Annotated in this window: 17 protein-coding genes; 6 read left to right on the forward strand and 11 right to left on the reverse strand. The window is 70.9% G+C overall.

The features are described 5' to 3' along the window. Positions 1 to 5: 5 nt before the first annotated feature. From J7E93_RS23185 to J7E93_RS23230, 10 genes are all read right to left on the reverse strand, one after another. Complete coding sequence (locus J7E93_RS23185; protein WP_215071869.1) at positions 6 to 2,174, reverse strand: xanthine dehydrogenase family protein molybdopterin-binding subunit; 2,169 nt, start codon at positions 2,172 to 2,174, stop codon at positions 6 to 8. Beyond that, positions 2,171 to 3,178 carry a xanthine dehydrogenase family protein subunit M gene (locus tag J7E93_RS23190; RefSeq protein ID WP_215071870.1) on the reverse strand — a complete coding sequence of 336 codons (1,008 nt, stop codon included), beginning with the start codon at positions 3,176 to 3,178 and terminating at the stop codon, positions 2,171 to 2,173. The genes J7E93_RS23185 and J7E93_RS23190 overlap by 4 nt, the downstream gene beginning before the upstream one ends. After that, positions 3,175 to 3,765, reverse strand: a complete 591-nt coding sequence (locus J7E93_RS23195) for a 2Fe-2S iron-sulfur cluster-binding protein (protein WP_215071871.1) — start codon at positions 3,763 to 3,765, stop codon at positions 3,175 to 3,177. Before J7E93_RS23195 ends, J7E93_RS23190 begins: the two co-directional genes overlap by 4 nt. Then, positions 3,758 to 4,234 carry a hemerythrin domain-containing protein gene (locus tag J7E93_RS23200; RefSeq protein WP_215071872.1) on the reverse strand — a complete coding sequence of 159 codons (477 nt, stop codon included), beginning with the start codon at positions 4,232 to 4,234 and terminating at the stop codon, positions 3,758 to 3,760. The genes J7E93_RS23195 and J7E93_RS23200 overlap by 8 nt, the downstream gene beginning before the upstream one ends. 201 nt (positions 4,235 to 4,435) lie before the next feature. Further along, on the reverse strand, positions 4,436 to 5,098 hold the full coding sequence (locus tag J7E93_RS23205; RefSeq protein WP_215071873.1) for a hypothetical protein: 663 nt from the start codon (positions 5,096 to 5,098) through the stop codon (positions 4,436 to 4,438). Then, positions 5,095 to 5,592: a DUF6114 domain-containing protein gene (locus tag J7E93_RS23210; protein WP_251066947.1), complete on the reverse strand. Its 498-nt coding sequence runs from the start codon at positions 5,590 to 5,592 to the stop codon at positions 5,095 to 5,097. Before J7E93_RS23210 ends, J7E93_RS23205 begins: the two co-directional genes overlap by 4 nt. Continuing rightward, on the reverse strand, positions 5,583 to 6,206 hold the full coding sequence (locus J7E93_RS23215; RefSeq protein WP_215071875.1) for a DUF6230 family protein: 624 nt from the start codon (positions 6,204 to 6,206) through the stop codon (positions 5,583 to 5,585). The genes J7E93_RS23210 and J7E93_RS23215 overlap by 10 nt, the downstream gene beginning before the upstream one ends. A gap of 192 nt (positions 6,207 to 6,398) precedes the next feature. Next, the gene (locus tag J7E93_RS23220; protein WP_308368756.1) at positions 6,399 to 7,163 is read right to left on the reverse strand and encodes a MerR family transcriptional regulator; all 765 of its coding nucleotides are present in this window, start codon (positions 7,161 to 7,163) and stop codon (positions 6,399 to 6,401) included. Between the two features lie 131 nt (positions 7,164 to 7,294). Then, a complete protein-coding gene (locus tag J7E93_RS23225) occupies positions 7,295 to 9,028 on the reverse strand; it encodes an acyl-CoA dehydrogenase family protein (RefSeq protein ID WP_215071876.1) in 1,734 nt (577 codons plus the stop codon). 104 nt (positions 9,029 to 9,132) lie between these two features. Next, positions 9,133 to 9,702, reverse strand: coding sequence for a PadR family transcriptional regulator (locus tag J7E93_RS23230; protein ID WP_215071877.1), 570 nt, complete (start codon positions 9,700 to 9,702; stop codon positions 9,133 to 9,135). 153 nt (positions 9,703 to 9,855) lie between these two features. On the opposite strand from J7E93_RS23230, the gene J7E93_RS23235 reads away from it, so the two are divergent. From J7E93_RS23235 to J7E93_RS23255, 5 genes are all read left to right on the forward strand, one after another. Further along, positions 9,856 to 10,965: a YihY/virulence factor BrkB family protein gene (locus J7E93_RS23235; RefSeq protein WP_215071878.1), complete on the forward strand. Its 1,110-nt coding sequence runs from the start codon at positions 9,856 to 9,858 to the stop codon at positions 10,963 to 10,965. Between the two features lie 97 nt (positions 10,966 to 11,062). Then, positions 11,063 to 11,482 carry a phage holin family protein gene (locus J7E93_RS23240; protein WP_215071879.1) on the forward strand — a complete coding sequence of 140 codons (420 nt, stop codon included), beginning with the start codon at positions 11,063 to 11,065 and terminating at the stop codon, positions 11,480 to 11,482. Continuing rightward, entirely contained in the window at positions 11,479 to 11,871 is a 393-nt protein-coding gene (locus tag J7E93_RS23245) for a DUF3618 domain-containing protein (protein ID WP_215071880.1), read from the forward strand. Before J7E93_RS23240 ends, J7E93_RS23245 begins: the two co-directional genes overlap by 4 nt. A gap of 1 nt (position 11,872) precedes the next feature. Then, positions 11,873 to 12,139 carry a DUF4235 domain-containing protein gene (locus J7E93_RS23250; RefSeq protein WP_215071881.1) on the forward strand — a complete coding sequence of 89 codons (267 nt, stop codon included), beginning with the start codon at positions 11,873 to 11,875 and terminating at the stop codon, positions 12,137 to 12,139. A 103-nt stretch (positions 12,140 to 12,242) separates the two neighbouring features. After that, a complete protein-coding gene (locus J7E93_RS23255) occupies positions 12,243 to 13,418 on the forward strand; it encodes a phosphatidylserine/phosphatidylglycerophosphate/cardiolipin synthase family protein (RefSeq protein WP_215071882.1) in 1,176 nt (391 codons plus the stop codon). A 74-nt stretch (positions 13,419 to 13,492) separates the two neighbouring features. Here J7E93_RS23255 and J7E93_RS23260 read toward each other — a convergent pair whose 3' ends face one another. Next, positions 13,493 to 13,768 carry a hypothetical protein gene (locus J7E93_RS23260; RefSeq protein WP_215071883.1) on the reverse strand — a complete coding sequence of 92 codons (276 nt, stop codon included), beginning with the start codon at positions 13,766 to 13,768 and terminating at the stop codon, positions 13,493 to 13,495. A gap of 203 nt (positions 13,769 to 13,971) precedes the next feature. On the opposite strand from J7E93_RS23260, the gene J7E93_RS23265 reads away from it, so the two are divergent. Further along, on the forward strand, positions 13,972 to 14,377 hold a 406-nt coding region (locus J7E93_RS23265), incomplete at its 3' end, for a helix-turn-helix transcriptional regulator (RefSeq protein ID WP_215071884.1).

Genomic DNA, 14,377 nt, shown 5'->3' on the forward strand with positions numbered 1-14,377 from the left:
CCTCTTCAGGCGGTGAGGTGGGGCAGCAGGCGGTCCGGGGTCAGGGGGAGGTGGCGCAGCCGGACGCCGACCGCGTCGTGGACGGCGTTGGCGATGGCCGCGGCGGTGCCCACGATGCCGATCTCACCGATGCCCTTGGTGCCCATCGGATTGAGATGAGGATCGTCCTCCTCCACCCAGTGCGCCTCGATCGCGGGTACGTCCGCGCACGAGGGGACGTGGTACGAGGCCAGATCGCGCTCCGCGAAATCACCGAAGCCGGGGTCCATGGTGCTCGACTCGGTCAGAGCCATTCCGATGCCCATGGTCATCCCGCCGATGAACTGGGAGCGTGCCGTACGAGGGTTGAGGATGCGACCGGCGGCGTAGACGCCGAGGAGGCGGCGGACCCGGACCTCGCCTGTCACGGTGTCCACCTGGACCTCCGCGAAGTGTGCGCCGAACGCGTGCCGGGCGTAGGGCGATTCCTGCCCGGCCTCCTCCTCGGTGTCGGCCGACGCGGTCAACCCCTCGGCCGGCAGCTCGCCGGAGTGCGCGCGCAGCTTTCCTGCGAGGGCGGTGCAGGCCTTGTGGACGGCCCAGCCCCAGGAAGCCGTGCCCGAGGAGCCGCCGGCGAGCGGGGCATCGGGCAGCCCACTGCTGCCGATGTCCACGCGCACCGCGTCCGGGCGGGTGCCCAGCACCTCGGCCGCGATCTGCGCGAGCACGGTACGCGCCCCGGTGCCGATGTCGGTGGCGTTGACCCGCACGGTGTACGTGCCGTCCCGGTCGGCCTGCGCGGTGGCCGTCGAGGGGCTCACGAGTACGGGATAGGTGGCCGAGGCGACCCCGGTGCCGAGCAGCAGGTCCCCCTCTCGGCGTCCGCCGCCGCGCCCACCACCTTGGGCACCGCCTCCACCCGCACGCGGTTCCCAGCCGAAGCGCCGCGCGCCCTCGCGGAGACAGTCCGCGAGGTGCCGGCTGCTGAAGCGTCTGCCGCTGTCGGGTTCGGTGGCCGGCTCGTTGCGCAGGCGCAGCTCCACGGGGTCGACGCCGGTGGCGACGGCGAGTTCGTCCATCGCCGACTCCAGGGCGTACATGCCCGACGCCTCGCCCGGTGCCCGCATCCACGAGGGGCTCGGCACGTCCAGGGCCACCACCCGGTGGGCGGTGCGGCTGTTCGGCGAGGTGTACATGGTGCGGGCCGGGACGGCGGCCTGCTCGACGAACTCCTTGACCGTGGACGTGTGGGTGACCACCTCGTGAGCGAGCGCCGTGATGACACCGTCGGAGTCCGCCCCGAGCCGCACGCGCTGCACGGTGGGGGCGCGGTGGCCGACGACGGCGGCGAGGTGTTGGCGGGGGAGCGCCAGTTTGACGGGCCGACCGGTGTGGCGGGCGGCCATCGCGGCGAGCACCACCTGCGGGCGTGGTGTGCCTTTGGAGCCGAACCCGCCGCCGACGTGCTCGGACATGACGGTGACCGAGGCTTCGGGCAGACCGAAGAGACGGGCGAGGGTGTCCCGTACGGTGGTCGAGCCCTGGCTCGAGTCGTACACGGTCAGCCGATCATCGTCGGCCCACCACGCGGTGGCGGCGTGCGGTTCCATCGGATGGTTGTGGAGCGCGGGCATGGTGTACGTCGCGTCGACACGGATGTCGGCGGCGGCGAAGGCCGCGTCGAAGTCGCCCCGTTCGCGTACGGCCGGGTGGCCGCCGTTGGCCTCCTGCGGGGTGTAGAGCCGCGGATGGTCGGCGGTCAGGACGACGTCGTGCTCATCGGTCTCGTACGAGACACGCAGGGTGCCGGCGGCGGCCCGCGCGGTCTCCAGGGAGTCGGCCACGACCAGAGCGACGTACCAGCCGCGATGGGGCACGCGGTCGTCCTGCAACAGGGCGAGCGTGGGGTCGTCCGACGGGCCTAGGCGAGGCGCGTTCCTGTGGCTGAGCACCGCGTGCACGCCGGGCAGCGCGAGGACGTCGTCGGCATGGACGGCCGTGACCCGGCCGCACGCGACGGCGGCCGGCACGGGCCACGCGTAGGCGCAGTCGGGTGGCGTGTGCTCGGCCGCGTAGCGGGCCGCGCCCGTGACCTTCGTACGGGCTTCCCGGCGCGGAACGCCGCTCTGCGGGGCAGCTGGGGCGGACGGGGCGTCCGGCGCCTTCGTGGCGTCCGGGGTGAGTGCGTCGGTCATGTCGGGGGCCGGCCTCCTTCGGCGCGGGAAGCGAGGTCGCTCAGGATGCTGACGGTGAGCTTGCGGGCGAGCTCCACTTTGAACGCGTTGTCGCGCAGCGGCTCGGCGGAGGCGAGTTCGGCGTCGGCCGCCCGTGCGTAGGTCTCCGTGGTGGCGGGCGCGCCCCGCAGTACCTCCTCGGCCGCGCGGGCGCGCCAGGGCCGGTGGGCGAGGCCTCCGAAGGCGAGCGACGCCTCCTGGACGACACCGTCCTCGACGCGGACCGCGGCGGCGACCGAGGCGAGGGCGAAGGCGTACGAGGCACGGTCACGGGCCTTGCGATAGCCGCTGTGCACGGAGTGGGGGAGGGGCGGCAGGGACACGCCGGTGATCAGTTCCCCCGGCCGCAGGACGGTATCCACGTCGGGCCGTTCGCCGGGCAGCCGGTGGAAGTCCGCGACGGGGACCGTCCGCGCCCCGTCCGCCCCACGCAGGTGGACCGCCGCGTCGAGGGCGGCCAGGGCCACCGCCATGTCCGAGGGATGGGTGGCGACGCAGTACGCCGAGTGGCCGAGTACCGCCAGGTCCCGATGAACGCCGTCGCGGGCGGGGCACCCCGTTCCCGGGTCTCGTTTGTTGCAGGGCTTCGAGGTGTCCTGGAAGTAGAGGCACCGGGTGCGCTGGAGGAGGTTCCCGCCGGTGGTCGCGGTATTGCGCAACTGCCCCGAGGCCCCGGACAGCAGAGCCTGCGACAAGGCGGTGTAGCGCGTGCGCACGACCGGATGGGCCGCCAGATCGCTGTTGCGCACGGTCGCCCCGATGCGGAGGCCGCCCTCGGGAGTCTCCACGACGGCGTCCCACGGCAGGCGGCTGACGTCGATGAGGAACGTCGGGGCGGTGACCCCGAGCTTCATCAGGTCCACGAGATTGGTCCCGCCGCCCAGGAACTGCGCGCCCGGATGGGCGGCGAACGCGTCGAGCGCCTCCTCCGCCGTCTCGGCGCGCAGATACGAGAAGGGCCTCATGACGTCGCGGCCTCCTCGATCGCGTCGACGATGTTCGGATAGGCACCGCACCTGCAGATGTTGCCGCTCATGCGCTCCCTGATCTCCTGGGCGTCGAGGGCCTCAAGGGCGTCGAGGGCGTCGAGGGCGTCGAGGGTGCCGGGGGCTGCGCGGCCCTCCGCCGGGAGACGGGGCGGCGCGGTCGCGTACGAGGGGTGTCCCGCGGCAGCCTCGTCCAGCATGCCGACGGCGGAACAGATCTGGCCGGGCGTGCAGTAGCCGCACTGCAGGGCGTCTCTGGCGACGAACGCCTCCTGGACCGGGTGAAGTCGTTCGCCCTGGGCGAGGCCCTCCACCGTTGTGATGTCCGAGCCGTCGCAGGCCACGGCGAACATGAGGCAGCTGTTGGCACGCCGCCCGTCGACGAGGACCGTGCACGCGCCGCACTGCCCGTGGTCGCACCCCTTCTTCGCGCCGGTGAGGTCCAGGTGTTCGCGCAGCGCGTCCAGGAGGGTGGTGCGGTTGTCGAGCCGTAGCGTCCGCTCCGTCCCGTTCACCCGCAGGGCGACGAGGGAGGCCGGGTACTCCTGGGGGGCGGGCTCAGGCATGGGTGGCGCTCGGGACGGCGAGCGGGTCGCGCGGAGCCTCGCTCTTCGCCTCGCTCATCCGTTCACCGAGCTCGACGAGGCGGTTGCGCCCCAGTGCCTTGCGGACCTCGGGGAACCACTCCTTCTCCTCCTCCTCGACGTGGTGGCGGACGTTCTCCATCAGGACGGACATCTTCGCCTTGAAGCGCTCGTCGGAGGGGTCCATGTTCTTGAGCTCGGAGAGCATCCACACCACCGCGTGATGTTCCTCGATGCTCTCCAGGACGTGATCGGTCGTGTCGGGCGCTCCTTCGCGTGCCGCCGGATAGAAGATCTGCTCCTCGATCCAGGCATGCACCGTGAGCTCCTCGATCACCTGATCGGCGATGCTTCGCCGCTCCGCGAGGGCGTCGTCGTCGGTCTTCTCGAACTTCTTGAACAGCTTCTCGACCGTCGCGTGGTCCTCGCGCAGCATCACGATCCCGTCCATACGTCCACCTTGCCCTTCTGTCACGTTTTGGTGCTGTCTGTGTCAGAGGCTTCCCTTCCCCCGAAGGGCCGGTCGTATGTCCTTCCCTCCGCCGGAGGGGCGACAAGGCGGATGCCGGGCGGGTCCGTCCGACGACGGTCCCGCCCGGCATCGACTCACGGGCTCACGGGATCACCGGCCACAGGCTGGCCGGTTCGCGGCCTACGGGGCCACGGTGATCTGCTGGGCCGGATCGGTGGTGTCCGCGACCGTGTAGACGGCGTTGAAGACGGAGCTCGTCGCGCTGGTCGGGCAGCCGAACCCGCCGGTGACCTTGACCGGGACCGAGGCGTTGGTGAAGGTCAGCGAGGGCGGGGCGCCGTTGGCCCAGGAGCCGGGGACGCTCGCCGCGGCCGTGGGCGCGGCGACGACCGTACAGGTGGCCAGACCGGTCGTCTTGACCACCAGGCCGCCCGTCGGGACGGTCATGGTGGCCGTGATCGGAGACCCGTTCTGCATGGACACCTGCCAGGCGCCGCTGGTCGTGACGGTCGGGGTCACGCCCGACATGCTCGACGTGCAGGAGCTGTACGTCGGGGCGGAGATCGGCGAGGAGACCGGCCCGGCCGCGTTGTGGTTGCCGGGGGCGGCCGGGACCGTGCCGGTGGAGACGGAGACCGAGCAGGTCACGGTGACCGAGCCGGCCTTGAAGGTGGCCTTGCCGCTGAGCGTGGCCTTGAAGGCGTGACCGGCGGGGGTGACCGTGGTCGAGTCGGCCGCCGCCGTGGGTAACGGTGCGGCGGTGGCGGAGACGGCGCCGAGGGTCAGCGCGCCGGTGGCGGCGAGTCCGAGTCCGAGCGTGAGGGCGGTGTGGGTGCGGCTCATGGCTGTGCTCCTTGGGGATCGGAGAGCGGTGATGCGGCGGAGTGAGCGTCGTGCGGTGCGGCGGAAGTGGATTCGTGCGGTGCGGCGGGCGTTCCGGATGTCTCGGTACCGCTGGGTTCGGCGGACGGGTCGCGCGTGGGGGTACGCGGCTGCCAGGCGAACATGAGCCCGCCGCCGAGGATGCCCAGCAGGGTCCCGACGAGGAAACCTCCGAGGTTCGACAGCACCAGTGCGGCGGTGGCGATGAGGGTCGTGACGACCCCGGCGAGTGTGCGGTAGTGCGGGGCGAACCAGACGGAGACGCCGAGCACGATCATCACGAGACCCATCAGGACGGACGGGATCCCCGCCACGCCCTGGGTGAGCATGGCCTTCAGCGGTGCGAGGGGCAGGGCGCAGATCTCGGCCCCGGCGAGGGCGGCGGCGAGCCCGCCCCAGAACGGACGGCTGCGGCGCCACCGCCGGAACCGCTTCCGCCAGGGGGTCAGAAGCATTCCTTCTTGCCCTTGTTGACCGTCATGTTCAGACCGGAGAGCTTGAAGGTGCCGGCGTTGGTGGCCCACGCCGTCTGCTTCAGATCGGTGATGGTGACGGTGTCGGCCTGCTGGGAGAACAGGTCCTGCATGCCCTGGGCGTCGGCCGGGCCCTTGTCGAGGGTGGAGGCGTCGCGGCCGATCTCGATGTTCGTGAAGGCCGCGTTGCCGGACAGCTGGGTGGCGTCGACGAAGAGGTTCGTCGCCTCGACGGGGGTCTTCTGGCCGGCGGTCAGGTTGAGCGAGATGTCGCCGATCACCGGGAGCGAGGTGACGACCGACTGACAGAGGCTGTTGAGCTCGGCCTTCCTGATCGCGGTGACCGCCACCGGGATGAGTTCCTCCCGGGCGTTGACGTCCACGCTGCCGTACTGGACGAAGCCCTCGCCCGTCAGGCTCTTGGCGGACACCTTGAACTGCTGGCCCGACACGGCGAAGGAGGCGGCGAGTGCCCCCTGGGCGAGGGCGATGCCGAGCGCGGCGGTGACGCCGACGGCCGGGATCGTCAGGACGGCGAAGCGCCGCCATCTCACCCGGCCGTCGCCTAAGTCGCGATCCGTTGAGTCCTGGTCCATGACAGATCCCCCTTGATGGGTGGGATGAAGGGTGATGGGTGATCCGGCCCGAGCCGACGTGACCACGTGCGATCCGGCGGTGTGCGATCCGGTCGCGTGCATTCGTTACTCGCCGGTATGACCGTGGAGTCGAATGTAAGAGTGCCAATGGTGGTTGGCAAGGTTGTGCGAGAGCTCGCTTTCGGCCAAGTCCTACTGCTCCGTACGCAGCAGCGCGGCGACTTCGGCCTCCACCCTCCGAGCCATCGCCCGCGCGAACTCCGCGGCCACGACCTCGCCCGCCACCGGGCGCAGTGCCGCGGCCGTCTCCCCGATGTGATCCAACTGGGCGTCCGAAAGCCGCTCCAGGCCTTCGGGGCCGATCACATGCCGACGGAAGAGGGCGACGAACCTGTCCGCGAGCGCCGCGGCCTGAGCCTGGACGAGGTCCCCCGCGTCCAGGATCTCCGCGAGCGGCACCCCCTGCCGCACCAGCGTCAGCGTCGCCTCCAGCAGCCGCCGGCTCCGGAAGGTGACGGTGTTCCCCTCGATCCGTACGTACTCCAGCGCGGCGGCCCGCCGGGTGTCCTGGGGCGTCGCCGCCGGGCCGAACAGCTCCCGCAGCTCCGCCAGGTCCATCGTGACGGGCTCCTCCCGCACCCACTCATGGGCCATCTCCCGCCCGAGGCCGAGGAGTTGGGCGATGCCGCCGCCCTGCTCCCAGGCGGCCAGCAGCTCGGCGATGCCGTTCACGGTGTAGCCGCGGCCGAGGAGGTCGTCGATCAGCCGGAGCCGGGTCAGGTGCTCGTCGGAGTACCAGGCGATCCGGCCCTCACGGCGGGGCGGGGGAAGCAGTCCGCGCTCCTGGTAGTAGCGCAGGTTGCGGACCTTCACGCCGGCCGCCCGGGCCACTTCTTCCCGGCGGTACCGCGCCTCGCCCGTCGCCGCCGCCGTGCCGTCCGCCACCTCGCTGTTCACGGCCCCGAGCCTAACGCCGCGCGGGCCTGCCGCGGCCCGGACCGGCTGCTTCGGTGATCGCGGGACGCCCCCGGGGCGCCGGTGGATACCGGGCTCCGGGGGCGACCGCGAACGGCGCGCCTACCGTCGGATCACTGCGCCATCTCGTACGCCCCGGCCAGCCCCTCGACGCGTTCCCAGACGCGCGCCGAGCGGGCCTCGTCGACGACGGGCCGCCGGACCGCGTCCAGGGCCCAGCGCTGCTGCTGCTCGGTGGCGGAGTCCTTGCCGTGCAACTCGACGGCGTGCGCGGAGAAGTCGCGTACGAGAACGGCGAACAGTTCGTCCAGTACATCCGTGTCGAGGCCGGCCGGACGCGCCTGCTCCAGGATCAGCTGGCCGTGGACGACGAGCGCGAACAGCTGGCCGACGGCGAGGAGGAGGTCGAGGTCCCGGCTCTGCTCCTCGTCGGGGGCGGCCGTGGTGACGAACTCGCACAGCGCGTCGGCCTGCTCGCGGAAGCGACGGACGTTAGGCACGTCGGCGTACGCGTCATAGGCGGTACGCCAGTCGTGGAAGCGTACGGAGCCCAGGCCGCGGGCCGGTCCCTGCCGGAAGAGGAACGTGTCGTCGGCCGCGTCGAGCCGGGTGGGCACGGGGGCGTACTCGGCGGGGTTCAGCAGGTGGTTGCGCATGAACTTCAGGATGAGGGCGAGGTTGACGTGGACCGTGCCCTCCAGCTTGGGCAGTCCCCGGATCTCGATCGCGGCCTGGGCGAAGTAGTTGTCCTTCTCGAAGCCCTTGGCGGCGATGACGTCCCACATCAGGTCGATGACCTTCTCGCCCTCGGTGGTCACCTTCATCTTCGTCATCGGGTTGAAGAGGAGGTAGCGGCGGTCGTCGGGGCCGGCGGAGCGGAAGTAGTCGACGGCACGGTCGCTGAAGAGCTTCATGCCGACGAGACGGACGTACGCGTCGGTCAGCTCCCGGCGCACGTGCGGGAAGGCGGTGACGGGGCGGCCGTAGAGGATGCGGTTGTGCGCGTGGGTGACGGCCTCGTACATCGCGTGCTCGCAGATGCCGATCGAGGCGGTGCAGAGGTTGAACTTGCCGACGTTGACGGTGTTGAGCGCGGCGTCGAAGGCGGCCCGGCCGGTGTGCAGCACGTCCTCGGGCCCGACGGGGTAGCCGTCGAGCCGGAACTCGCTCACGTACTTCGAGGAGTCGACGACGTTCTTCACCAGGTGGTACGCCGGGTGGCGGCTGTCGGCGGCGAAGAAGACGTAGCCGTCCGGTCCCTCGACGTCGGTGCGGCGGCCGAAGACGGAGACGAGTCCGGCGGCGTTGCCGTTGCCGATGTAGTACTTGGAGCCGGTGGCAAGGAAACCGCCCTCCCCGTCGGGCTCAAGCAGCATGTCGGTGGAGTAGATGTCGGCGCCGTGGGCCTTCTCGGAGAGACCGAAGGCGAACACCTCGCCTTGGTCGAGGAGTTCGGCCGCGCGGGCGCGGGCGGCGGCGTTGTCGCTCTGCCACACCGGGCCCAGACCGAGGATGGTCACCTGCCAGGCGTACCAGTAGTCGAGCCCGTAGAAGCCGAAGATCTCGTTGAGTGCGGCGATCCGGGCGGTGTCCCAGCGCTTGTCCTGCCCGCCGTCGTCGGCGGTCGAGACGGCGGACGCGGGGGTGAGGAAGGTGGCGAACAGCCCTTCCTTGGCGGCGAACGCGAGGAAGTCGCCCAGCCAGGCACGGGAACGGTAGTCCTCGATCAGCCGGCGCTTGCCGCGGTCCTCGAACCAGTCGACGGTGGCGCGCAGCAGCCGGCGGGTCTCCGGATCGAAGTGCGCCGGGTCGTAGGTACGCGGGTTGAACAGCAGCGAATCGGCCATGGGTGTGTCCGCCTTTCCGGCGTTGTCGAGGGTCGAGGGTCGAGGGTCGAGGGGTGAGGGGTGAGGGGTGAGGGGGCGCCGGACGGCCCGCCCCCTGGTGTGGTTCAGTGTTCGGCTCGGCCGAGCCTGTGCATGGTGACGAGTACGTCGTCGAGCCAGGCGAGCGTCATCCGCTCGTACGCGATACCGCCGCGCAGCACGACGTGCTGGAGCTCCCGCCCGGCGTCGGGCGACCCGGCGGGGCGCGGGGCCTCCGGTCCCGTGAAGTCCCGCAGCTCTCCCGCGAGGTAGCGGGCGAGCCGGTCCGTGTGCGCCTGACGGTGCCGTTCGACCTCGCGAATCAGGGCGGCCGGATCGTCGAAGGCGGCGCCACGGATCTTCACGGCGAGGTCGTGCCGGACACTCTCGGGTTCGATCGGCTCGTGCAGCCATCGGGAGAGCGCGTCCCGCCCGAGGGCGGCGACGGAGTACTCCTTCTTGTCCGGGCGGGCCTGCTGGGGCACCTCGCGGACGTCCACCCAGCCGTCGGCCTCCATGCGTTTGAGGACCCGGTAGATCTGCTGATGGGTGGCGGTCCAGAAGTAACCGATGGACCGCTCGAACCGCCGGGCCAGCTCGTAGCCGGATCCCGGCTTCTCCAGCAGCGACACGAGGATCGCGTGTTCGAGTGCCATGCCTCGATCCTTCTATGCAACTCGTTGCATACACAAGCGTGGCGGTGCCGATGAGACGCGGCTCACCCGGGCCCGCCGCCCGACGGACCGAGGCCGGCCGCCCGGGACGCGTCTGCCGGGGTTCGCCTCGCGATTTCTGGTTAACCGCAGGTCATGGCTGACACAGGCCGAGGCAGGCCATCCAGAGGAGAACAGACCGAAGGCCGCGGGCAGGGCGGCGGCGCCGGCCCGGGCCCCCGCGACCGGCACGCCGCTCCCGAGAGCCCCACCGACATGGGCAAGAAGTCCTGGGGAGCGGTCCTGCGCCGCACATTGAAGGAGTTCAAGGACGACGAGCTGCCGGACCGCGCCGCGGCACTGACGTACTACGGAGTGCTGGCACTGTTCCCCGCCCTCCTCGTGCTCGTGTCGCTCCTGGGCGTGACAGGGAAGTCGGCGACGCAGAGCATCCTGGACAACCTCACCCGGCTGACCCCCGGCTCGGCCCGCGACATCATCACGGGAGCCGTGGAGCAGTTGCAGGCGAGCGGCGGCACCGGATCGGTGCTGGCGGTCGTCGGCCTGCTCGCCGCACTGTGGTCGGCGTCCGGGTACGTGGCCGCGTTCATCCGCTCCTCCAACGCCGTCTACGACATGCCCGAAGGCCGCCCGGTCTGGAAGCTCACTCCGCTCCGCGTGCTGCTGACCCTCGCCCTGATGGTCCTCGCCTGCGTCAGCGCGCTGATCGTGGTGTTCAGCGGCGGCCTGGCCAGGCAGGCCGGTGCCGCCCTCGGCATGAGCGACGCGGCGGTGACGGCGTGGTCGATCGCGAAATGGCCCGTGCTCGTGCTGCTGGTCACGGTCATGATCGCGCTGCTGTACTGGGCCGCCCCGAACGCGAAGAGCCGCGGCTTCCGCTGGATCACCCCGGGCAGTTTCCTCGCCCTGGTCATCTGGATGGTCGCCTCCGCGGGTTTCGCCCTGTACGTGGCGAACTTCGGCTCCTACAACAAGACCTACGGCACCCTCGCCGGCGTCATCATCTTCCTGGTGTGGCTCTGGCTCACGAACCTCGCGATCCTCCTCGGTCTGGAGTTCGACGCGGAACTCTCCCGGCAACGGGCGATCCTCGACGGCCACCCGGCCGACGAGGAGCCGTATGTGGAACCACGCGAGACCAGCAAGTGGAGCGAGGAGGAGCGCAGGGAGCTGGGCGGACCGAGCGGCGGCGAGGACCGGGGCAGGCCGGATCGGGGCACGCCGGATCGGGACCGGGACGGATGAGAGGGCGTGGGGCGGGTACCGGCGCGACAGGCGCCCCACAGATCCAGATCCAGATCCAGACAGCATCAGCATCCGGACCCGGAAGGCAGGCCCAGCGATGAACGACCCCGTACACCGCCCGGCACCCGCACACGATCACGACTCGACGAGCGCGCTGGTGAAGCAGGCCGCGGAGCAGATGACGAAGCTGGTACGCCAGGAGCTGCGCCTGGCGCAGGCGGAGATGCAGGCCAAGGGCAAGAGGTTCGGCATGGGAGGCGGCCTCTTCGGTGGGGCCGGGCTCGTCGCCGTTCTGGCCCTGCAGGCCTTCGTGGCCGCCGCGATCGCCGCCCTCGCCCTGGCGCTGCCCGTGTGGGCGTCGGCGCTGATCGTCGCCGGTGCACTGGCGGTACTCGCGGCGGTGCTGGCCGCCGTCGGCAAGCGGGAAGTCTCGCGGGCGGCCCCACCCGCCCCGGAGAAGACCATCGCCAGTGTGAAGGCCGATGTGGCCGAGATCAAGGAAAGGGTGCACCGATGACCGGCGACCAGGCCTCGGGGGACCGCCCCACACCCACCCCCGAGCAACTGCGCGAGGAGGTCGACGTCACCCGCGAGGAGCTCGGCCGGACCATCGAAGCTCTGGCCGCGCGGGCGGACGTCAAGGCCCGCACACAGGAGAAGACGGCCGAGGTGAAGGCCGCCGCCCGGGGAAAGGCCGCGGACGCGCTGGCCCGGATCGAGGGCACGGCGTCGCACGCGCTCCATGCCGCGCAGGACAGGACACCGCCGCCCGTGAGGCAGAAAGCCGGCGACGCCGCCCGCGTCGCCGGTCGCCACCGCGTCCTGGTGCTCGTCGGGGCCGCGCTCGTGACCGTGGTCGTGGCCGGGGCCGTGCTGCGGCGGGCCCGGCGGAGCGGGGGATGCTGACATGAAGGCGTCGAAGATCGTGTACAAGCCGGTGGGTTTCATGATGGGCGCGGCAGGCGGACTGGTGGCCGGCGCGCTGTTCAAGCAGGCGTGGAAGCTCCTGCGGCATGAGGACGACGCGCCGGGCGCCACCGACGAGGAACGCGCGTGGCGGGAGATCCTGCTCGCCGCGGCGCTGCAGGGAGCGATCTTCGCCGCGGTCAAGGCGGTGGTGGACCGCAGCGGCGCCGCCGCCGTCCGTAAACTCACCGGGACCTGGCCCGGCTGACGGCACACCACACGAAATCCAGGGCGGCGCAGGGCGCCGCCCTGGGGCTGCGGCAGGTGAGGAGGACCCTCCGTTTCCGCGGCGGATGGTGCATGGCAGGCTCATGCCACCATCCAGCCGAGGAGGAATCATCCGTCAGCGTCTCTGGGCGACCCTGTCCGTCGCCTTCGCCCTTCTGCTCTCCGGCATCGCACCCGCGGCCGCGGAGGACGTTCCACCGGTCGTCACCGGCGCCGTCTTCAACAACCCCAAGGGGTCGGCGGCCGAACAGAACGCCGTCAAGAACCACATCATCGGGGCGATCGACAACACCCAAGGGGGACGCACCCTGCGGGCGGCCCTCTACGTCATGCAGGACCAGGACTACACCGACGCCCTGGTCGCCGCACACAGCAGGGGCGTCAACGTGCGCGTCGTGCTCGACCACAAGTCCGTCGAGGCGCCGAACCCGGCACCTGCGCAGAACCTGATCGCCGCTCTGGGATCCGACAAGACCCAGGGCTCATGGGTCCACGTATGCACCAACGGCGGCGCCTGCATCGCGTCGGGCGGCACCAATCCGATCAACCACAACAAGTTCTTCACCTTCTCCCGCGTCGGCGACGCGGGAGTGGCCGAGGACGTGGTCATCCAGAGCTCCGCCAACCAGACCGTCTCGGCCACCACCCGGCAGTGGAACAACGCCTACACCGTCGTCGGCAACACCGCCCTCTACACGGCGTACACCGGCTACTTCAACGACCTCGCCGCCATGAACAAGACGAGTGACTACTACCGCCAGGGCGAGGCCGGCGACATCAAGTACTACTTCTTCCCGCAGCAGAGCGGCGACATCGTCCTCGGCTTCCTGAACAACGTCTCCTGTACGGGAAACACGACAGTCGGCACGACCTCCCACAAGACCATCGTGCGGATCGCCGCCTGGGCCCTGCACCGGGACGAGATCGCGACCAAGCTGCGCTCGCTCGCGAACGAGGACTGCTGGATCGAAGTCGTCTACAAGGACTCGAACGACCTCGCGACCCTGCAGGGCCACGCACGGATCAAGCCCTACCACCTTGACGCCGACGGCTACTTCGTCCACTCGAAGTACCTGCTCATCGAGGGCAACTACGCGGGCCACCCCGACACGAAGTGGACCTTCACCGGCTCCCACAACCTGGACGTCTCCTCCCTGCGGGAGAACGACGAGGCCATGATCCGCGTGGCAGGCGCGACGGCGCACGACGCCTACAAGGCGAACTTCCTGGCCATGCGAGCGGGCGCCGTCCTCCAGTAGACGAGCCGCCCCTCCGGCACGGGGCGTGTGCCATCGAACCCTGACGACACACGCCCCGTGGCGGTCGTGCCGGGCTACGCGTGCCGCATGACGTGGTAGACGGTTTGAGAGGCGGGAGCCGGGTGTGGCGTGTCGGGCCACCCGATCTCCTCGGCGCGTTTCTCGATCGCCTGTCGTGCGGCTCGAGCGGCGGCCTCGTCCTCGAAGAAGGCGATGGACAGTCCGTTGCCGGTCGCAGGATCCACGAGGTGGTACGCACCGTGGACACCGCGCACGGTGGCCATGGCCTCCAGCGCCCAGTCACGGTCGTCCGTCGGCATGGGTTCCCACACGGCCACCCTCGCGAGCATTTCGTCTCCTTCGTCCCTCGCTGGGCTTCAGGATGCGGCAACCTTCAGCGGCCCGCTCATCGTCGACGACACCGGACAGGCCGTACGGATCCCCCCACGCGGTCCGGTCGAACGCGATGCGTACGCCATTGGTTCGCTGTTCGCACGCCAGGCGTACGCCATCCGTACGGTCCGGCGTTAGGGTGACGGACAGGAGGTGTTCCATGTCGGAGCTGTTCGACGCCGTCGACGCGCTGATCGCGTCCGCGTCCCCGCTGCCCCCGCCCGAGGAGCGCAAGCGGCTGCGCCAGGCCCACGGCCTGACCCTGGACCAGGTGGCCGGCGCGCTGAAGGTGCGGCGTGCGACCGTCAGCGGCTGGGAGGCGGGCAGGACCGAACCGCGGCCGCCGGAGCGCGAGGCATACGCACGGCTCCTGGAGAAGCTCGCCGTGCTCTACCCCGCCCCGGCCGACGCCCCCTCGCCCGGCAAGGGCACGACCGCGTCCGAGACGGTCCCCGGCCCCACGGCGCAGGAGCCGCCGGCTCCCCGGAGCCCGTCCACGGGTCCCGCGCCGGAGGCCGAGGCCGCGGTCACGGCCGCCGCCCCGACCCACCCGCGCACCTCCCGCC

Source organism: Streptomyces sp. ISL-36, from assembly GCF_018614205.1.
In the GTDB taxonomy this organism is placed as follows: domain Bacteria; phylum Actinomycetota; class Actinomycetes; order Streptomycetales; family Streptomycetaceae; genus Streptomyces.

Excerpts from the sequence above, each read along its gene's own strand:
- J7E93_RS23255 (WP_215071882.1), top strand. The coding sequence starts at position 12,243 with ATGCCACCATCCAGCCGAGGAGGAATCATCCGTCAGCGTCTCTGGGCG.
- J7E93_RS23245 (WP_215071880.1), top strand. The coding sequence starts at position 11,479 with ATGACCGGCGACCAGGCCTCGGGGGACCGCCCCACACCCACCCCCGAG.
- J7E93_RS23210 (WP_251066947.1), bottom strand. The coding sequence starts at position 5,592 with ATGCTTCTGACCCCCTGGCGGAAGCGGTTCCGGCGGTGGCGCCGCAGC.
- J7E93_RS23235 (WP_215071878.1), top strand. The coding sequence starts at position 9,856 with ATGGCTGACACAGGCCGAGGCAGGCCATCCAGAGGAGAACAGACCGAA.
- J7E93_RS23230 (WP_215071877.1), bottom strand. The coding sequence starts at position 9,702 with ATGGCACTCGAACACGCGATCCTCGTGTCGCTGCTGGAGAAGCCGGGA.
- J7E93_RS23260 (WP_215071883.1), bottom strand. The coding sequence starts at position 13,768 with ATGCTCGCGAGGGTGGCCGTGTGGGAACCCATGCCGACGGACGACCGT.
- J7E93_RS23250 (WP_215071881.1), top strand. The coding sequence starts at position 11,873 with ATGAAGGCGTCGAAGATCGTGTACAAGCCGGTGGGTTTCATGATGGGC.
- J7E93_RS23185 (WP_215071869.1), bottom strand. The coding sequence starts at position 2,174 with ATGACCGACGCACTCACCCCGGACGCCACGAAGGCGCCGGACGCCCCG.
- J7E93_RS23240 (WP_215071879.1), top strand. The coding sequence starts at position 11,063 with ATGAACGACCCCGTACACCGCCCGGCACCCGCACACGATCACGACTCG.
- J7E93_RS23190 (WP_215071870.1), bottom strand. The coding sequence starts at position 3,178 with ATGAGGCCCTTCTCGTATCTGCGCGCCGAGACGGCGGAGGAGGCGCTC.
- J7E93_RS23205 (WP_215071873.1), bottom strand. The coding sequence starts at position 5,098 with ATGAGCCGCACCCACACCGCCCTCACGCTCGGACTCGGACTCGCCGCC.
- J7E93_RS23200 (WP_215071872.1), bottom strand. The coding sequence starts at position 4,234 with ATGGACGGGATCGTGATGCTGCGCGAGGACCACGCGACGGTCGAGAAG.
- J7E93_RS23195 (WP_215071871.1), bottom strand. The coding sequence starts at position 3,765 with ATGCCTGAGCCCGCCCCCCAGGAGTACCCGGCCTCCCTCGTCGCCCTG.
- J7E93_RS23215 (WP_215071875.1), bottom strand. The coding sequence starts at position 6,206 with ATGGACCAGGACTCAACGGATCGCGACTTAGGCGACGGCCGGGTGAGA.
- J7E93_RS23225 (WP_215071876.1), bottom strand. The coding sequence starts at position 9,028 with ATGGCCGATTCGCTGCTGTTCAACCCGCGTACCTACGACCCGGCGCAC.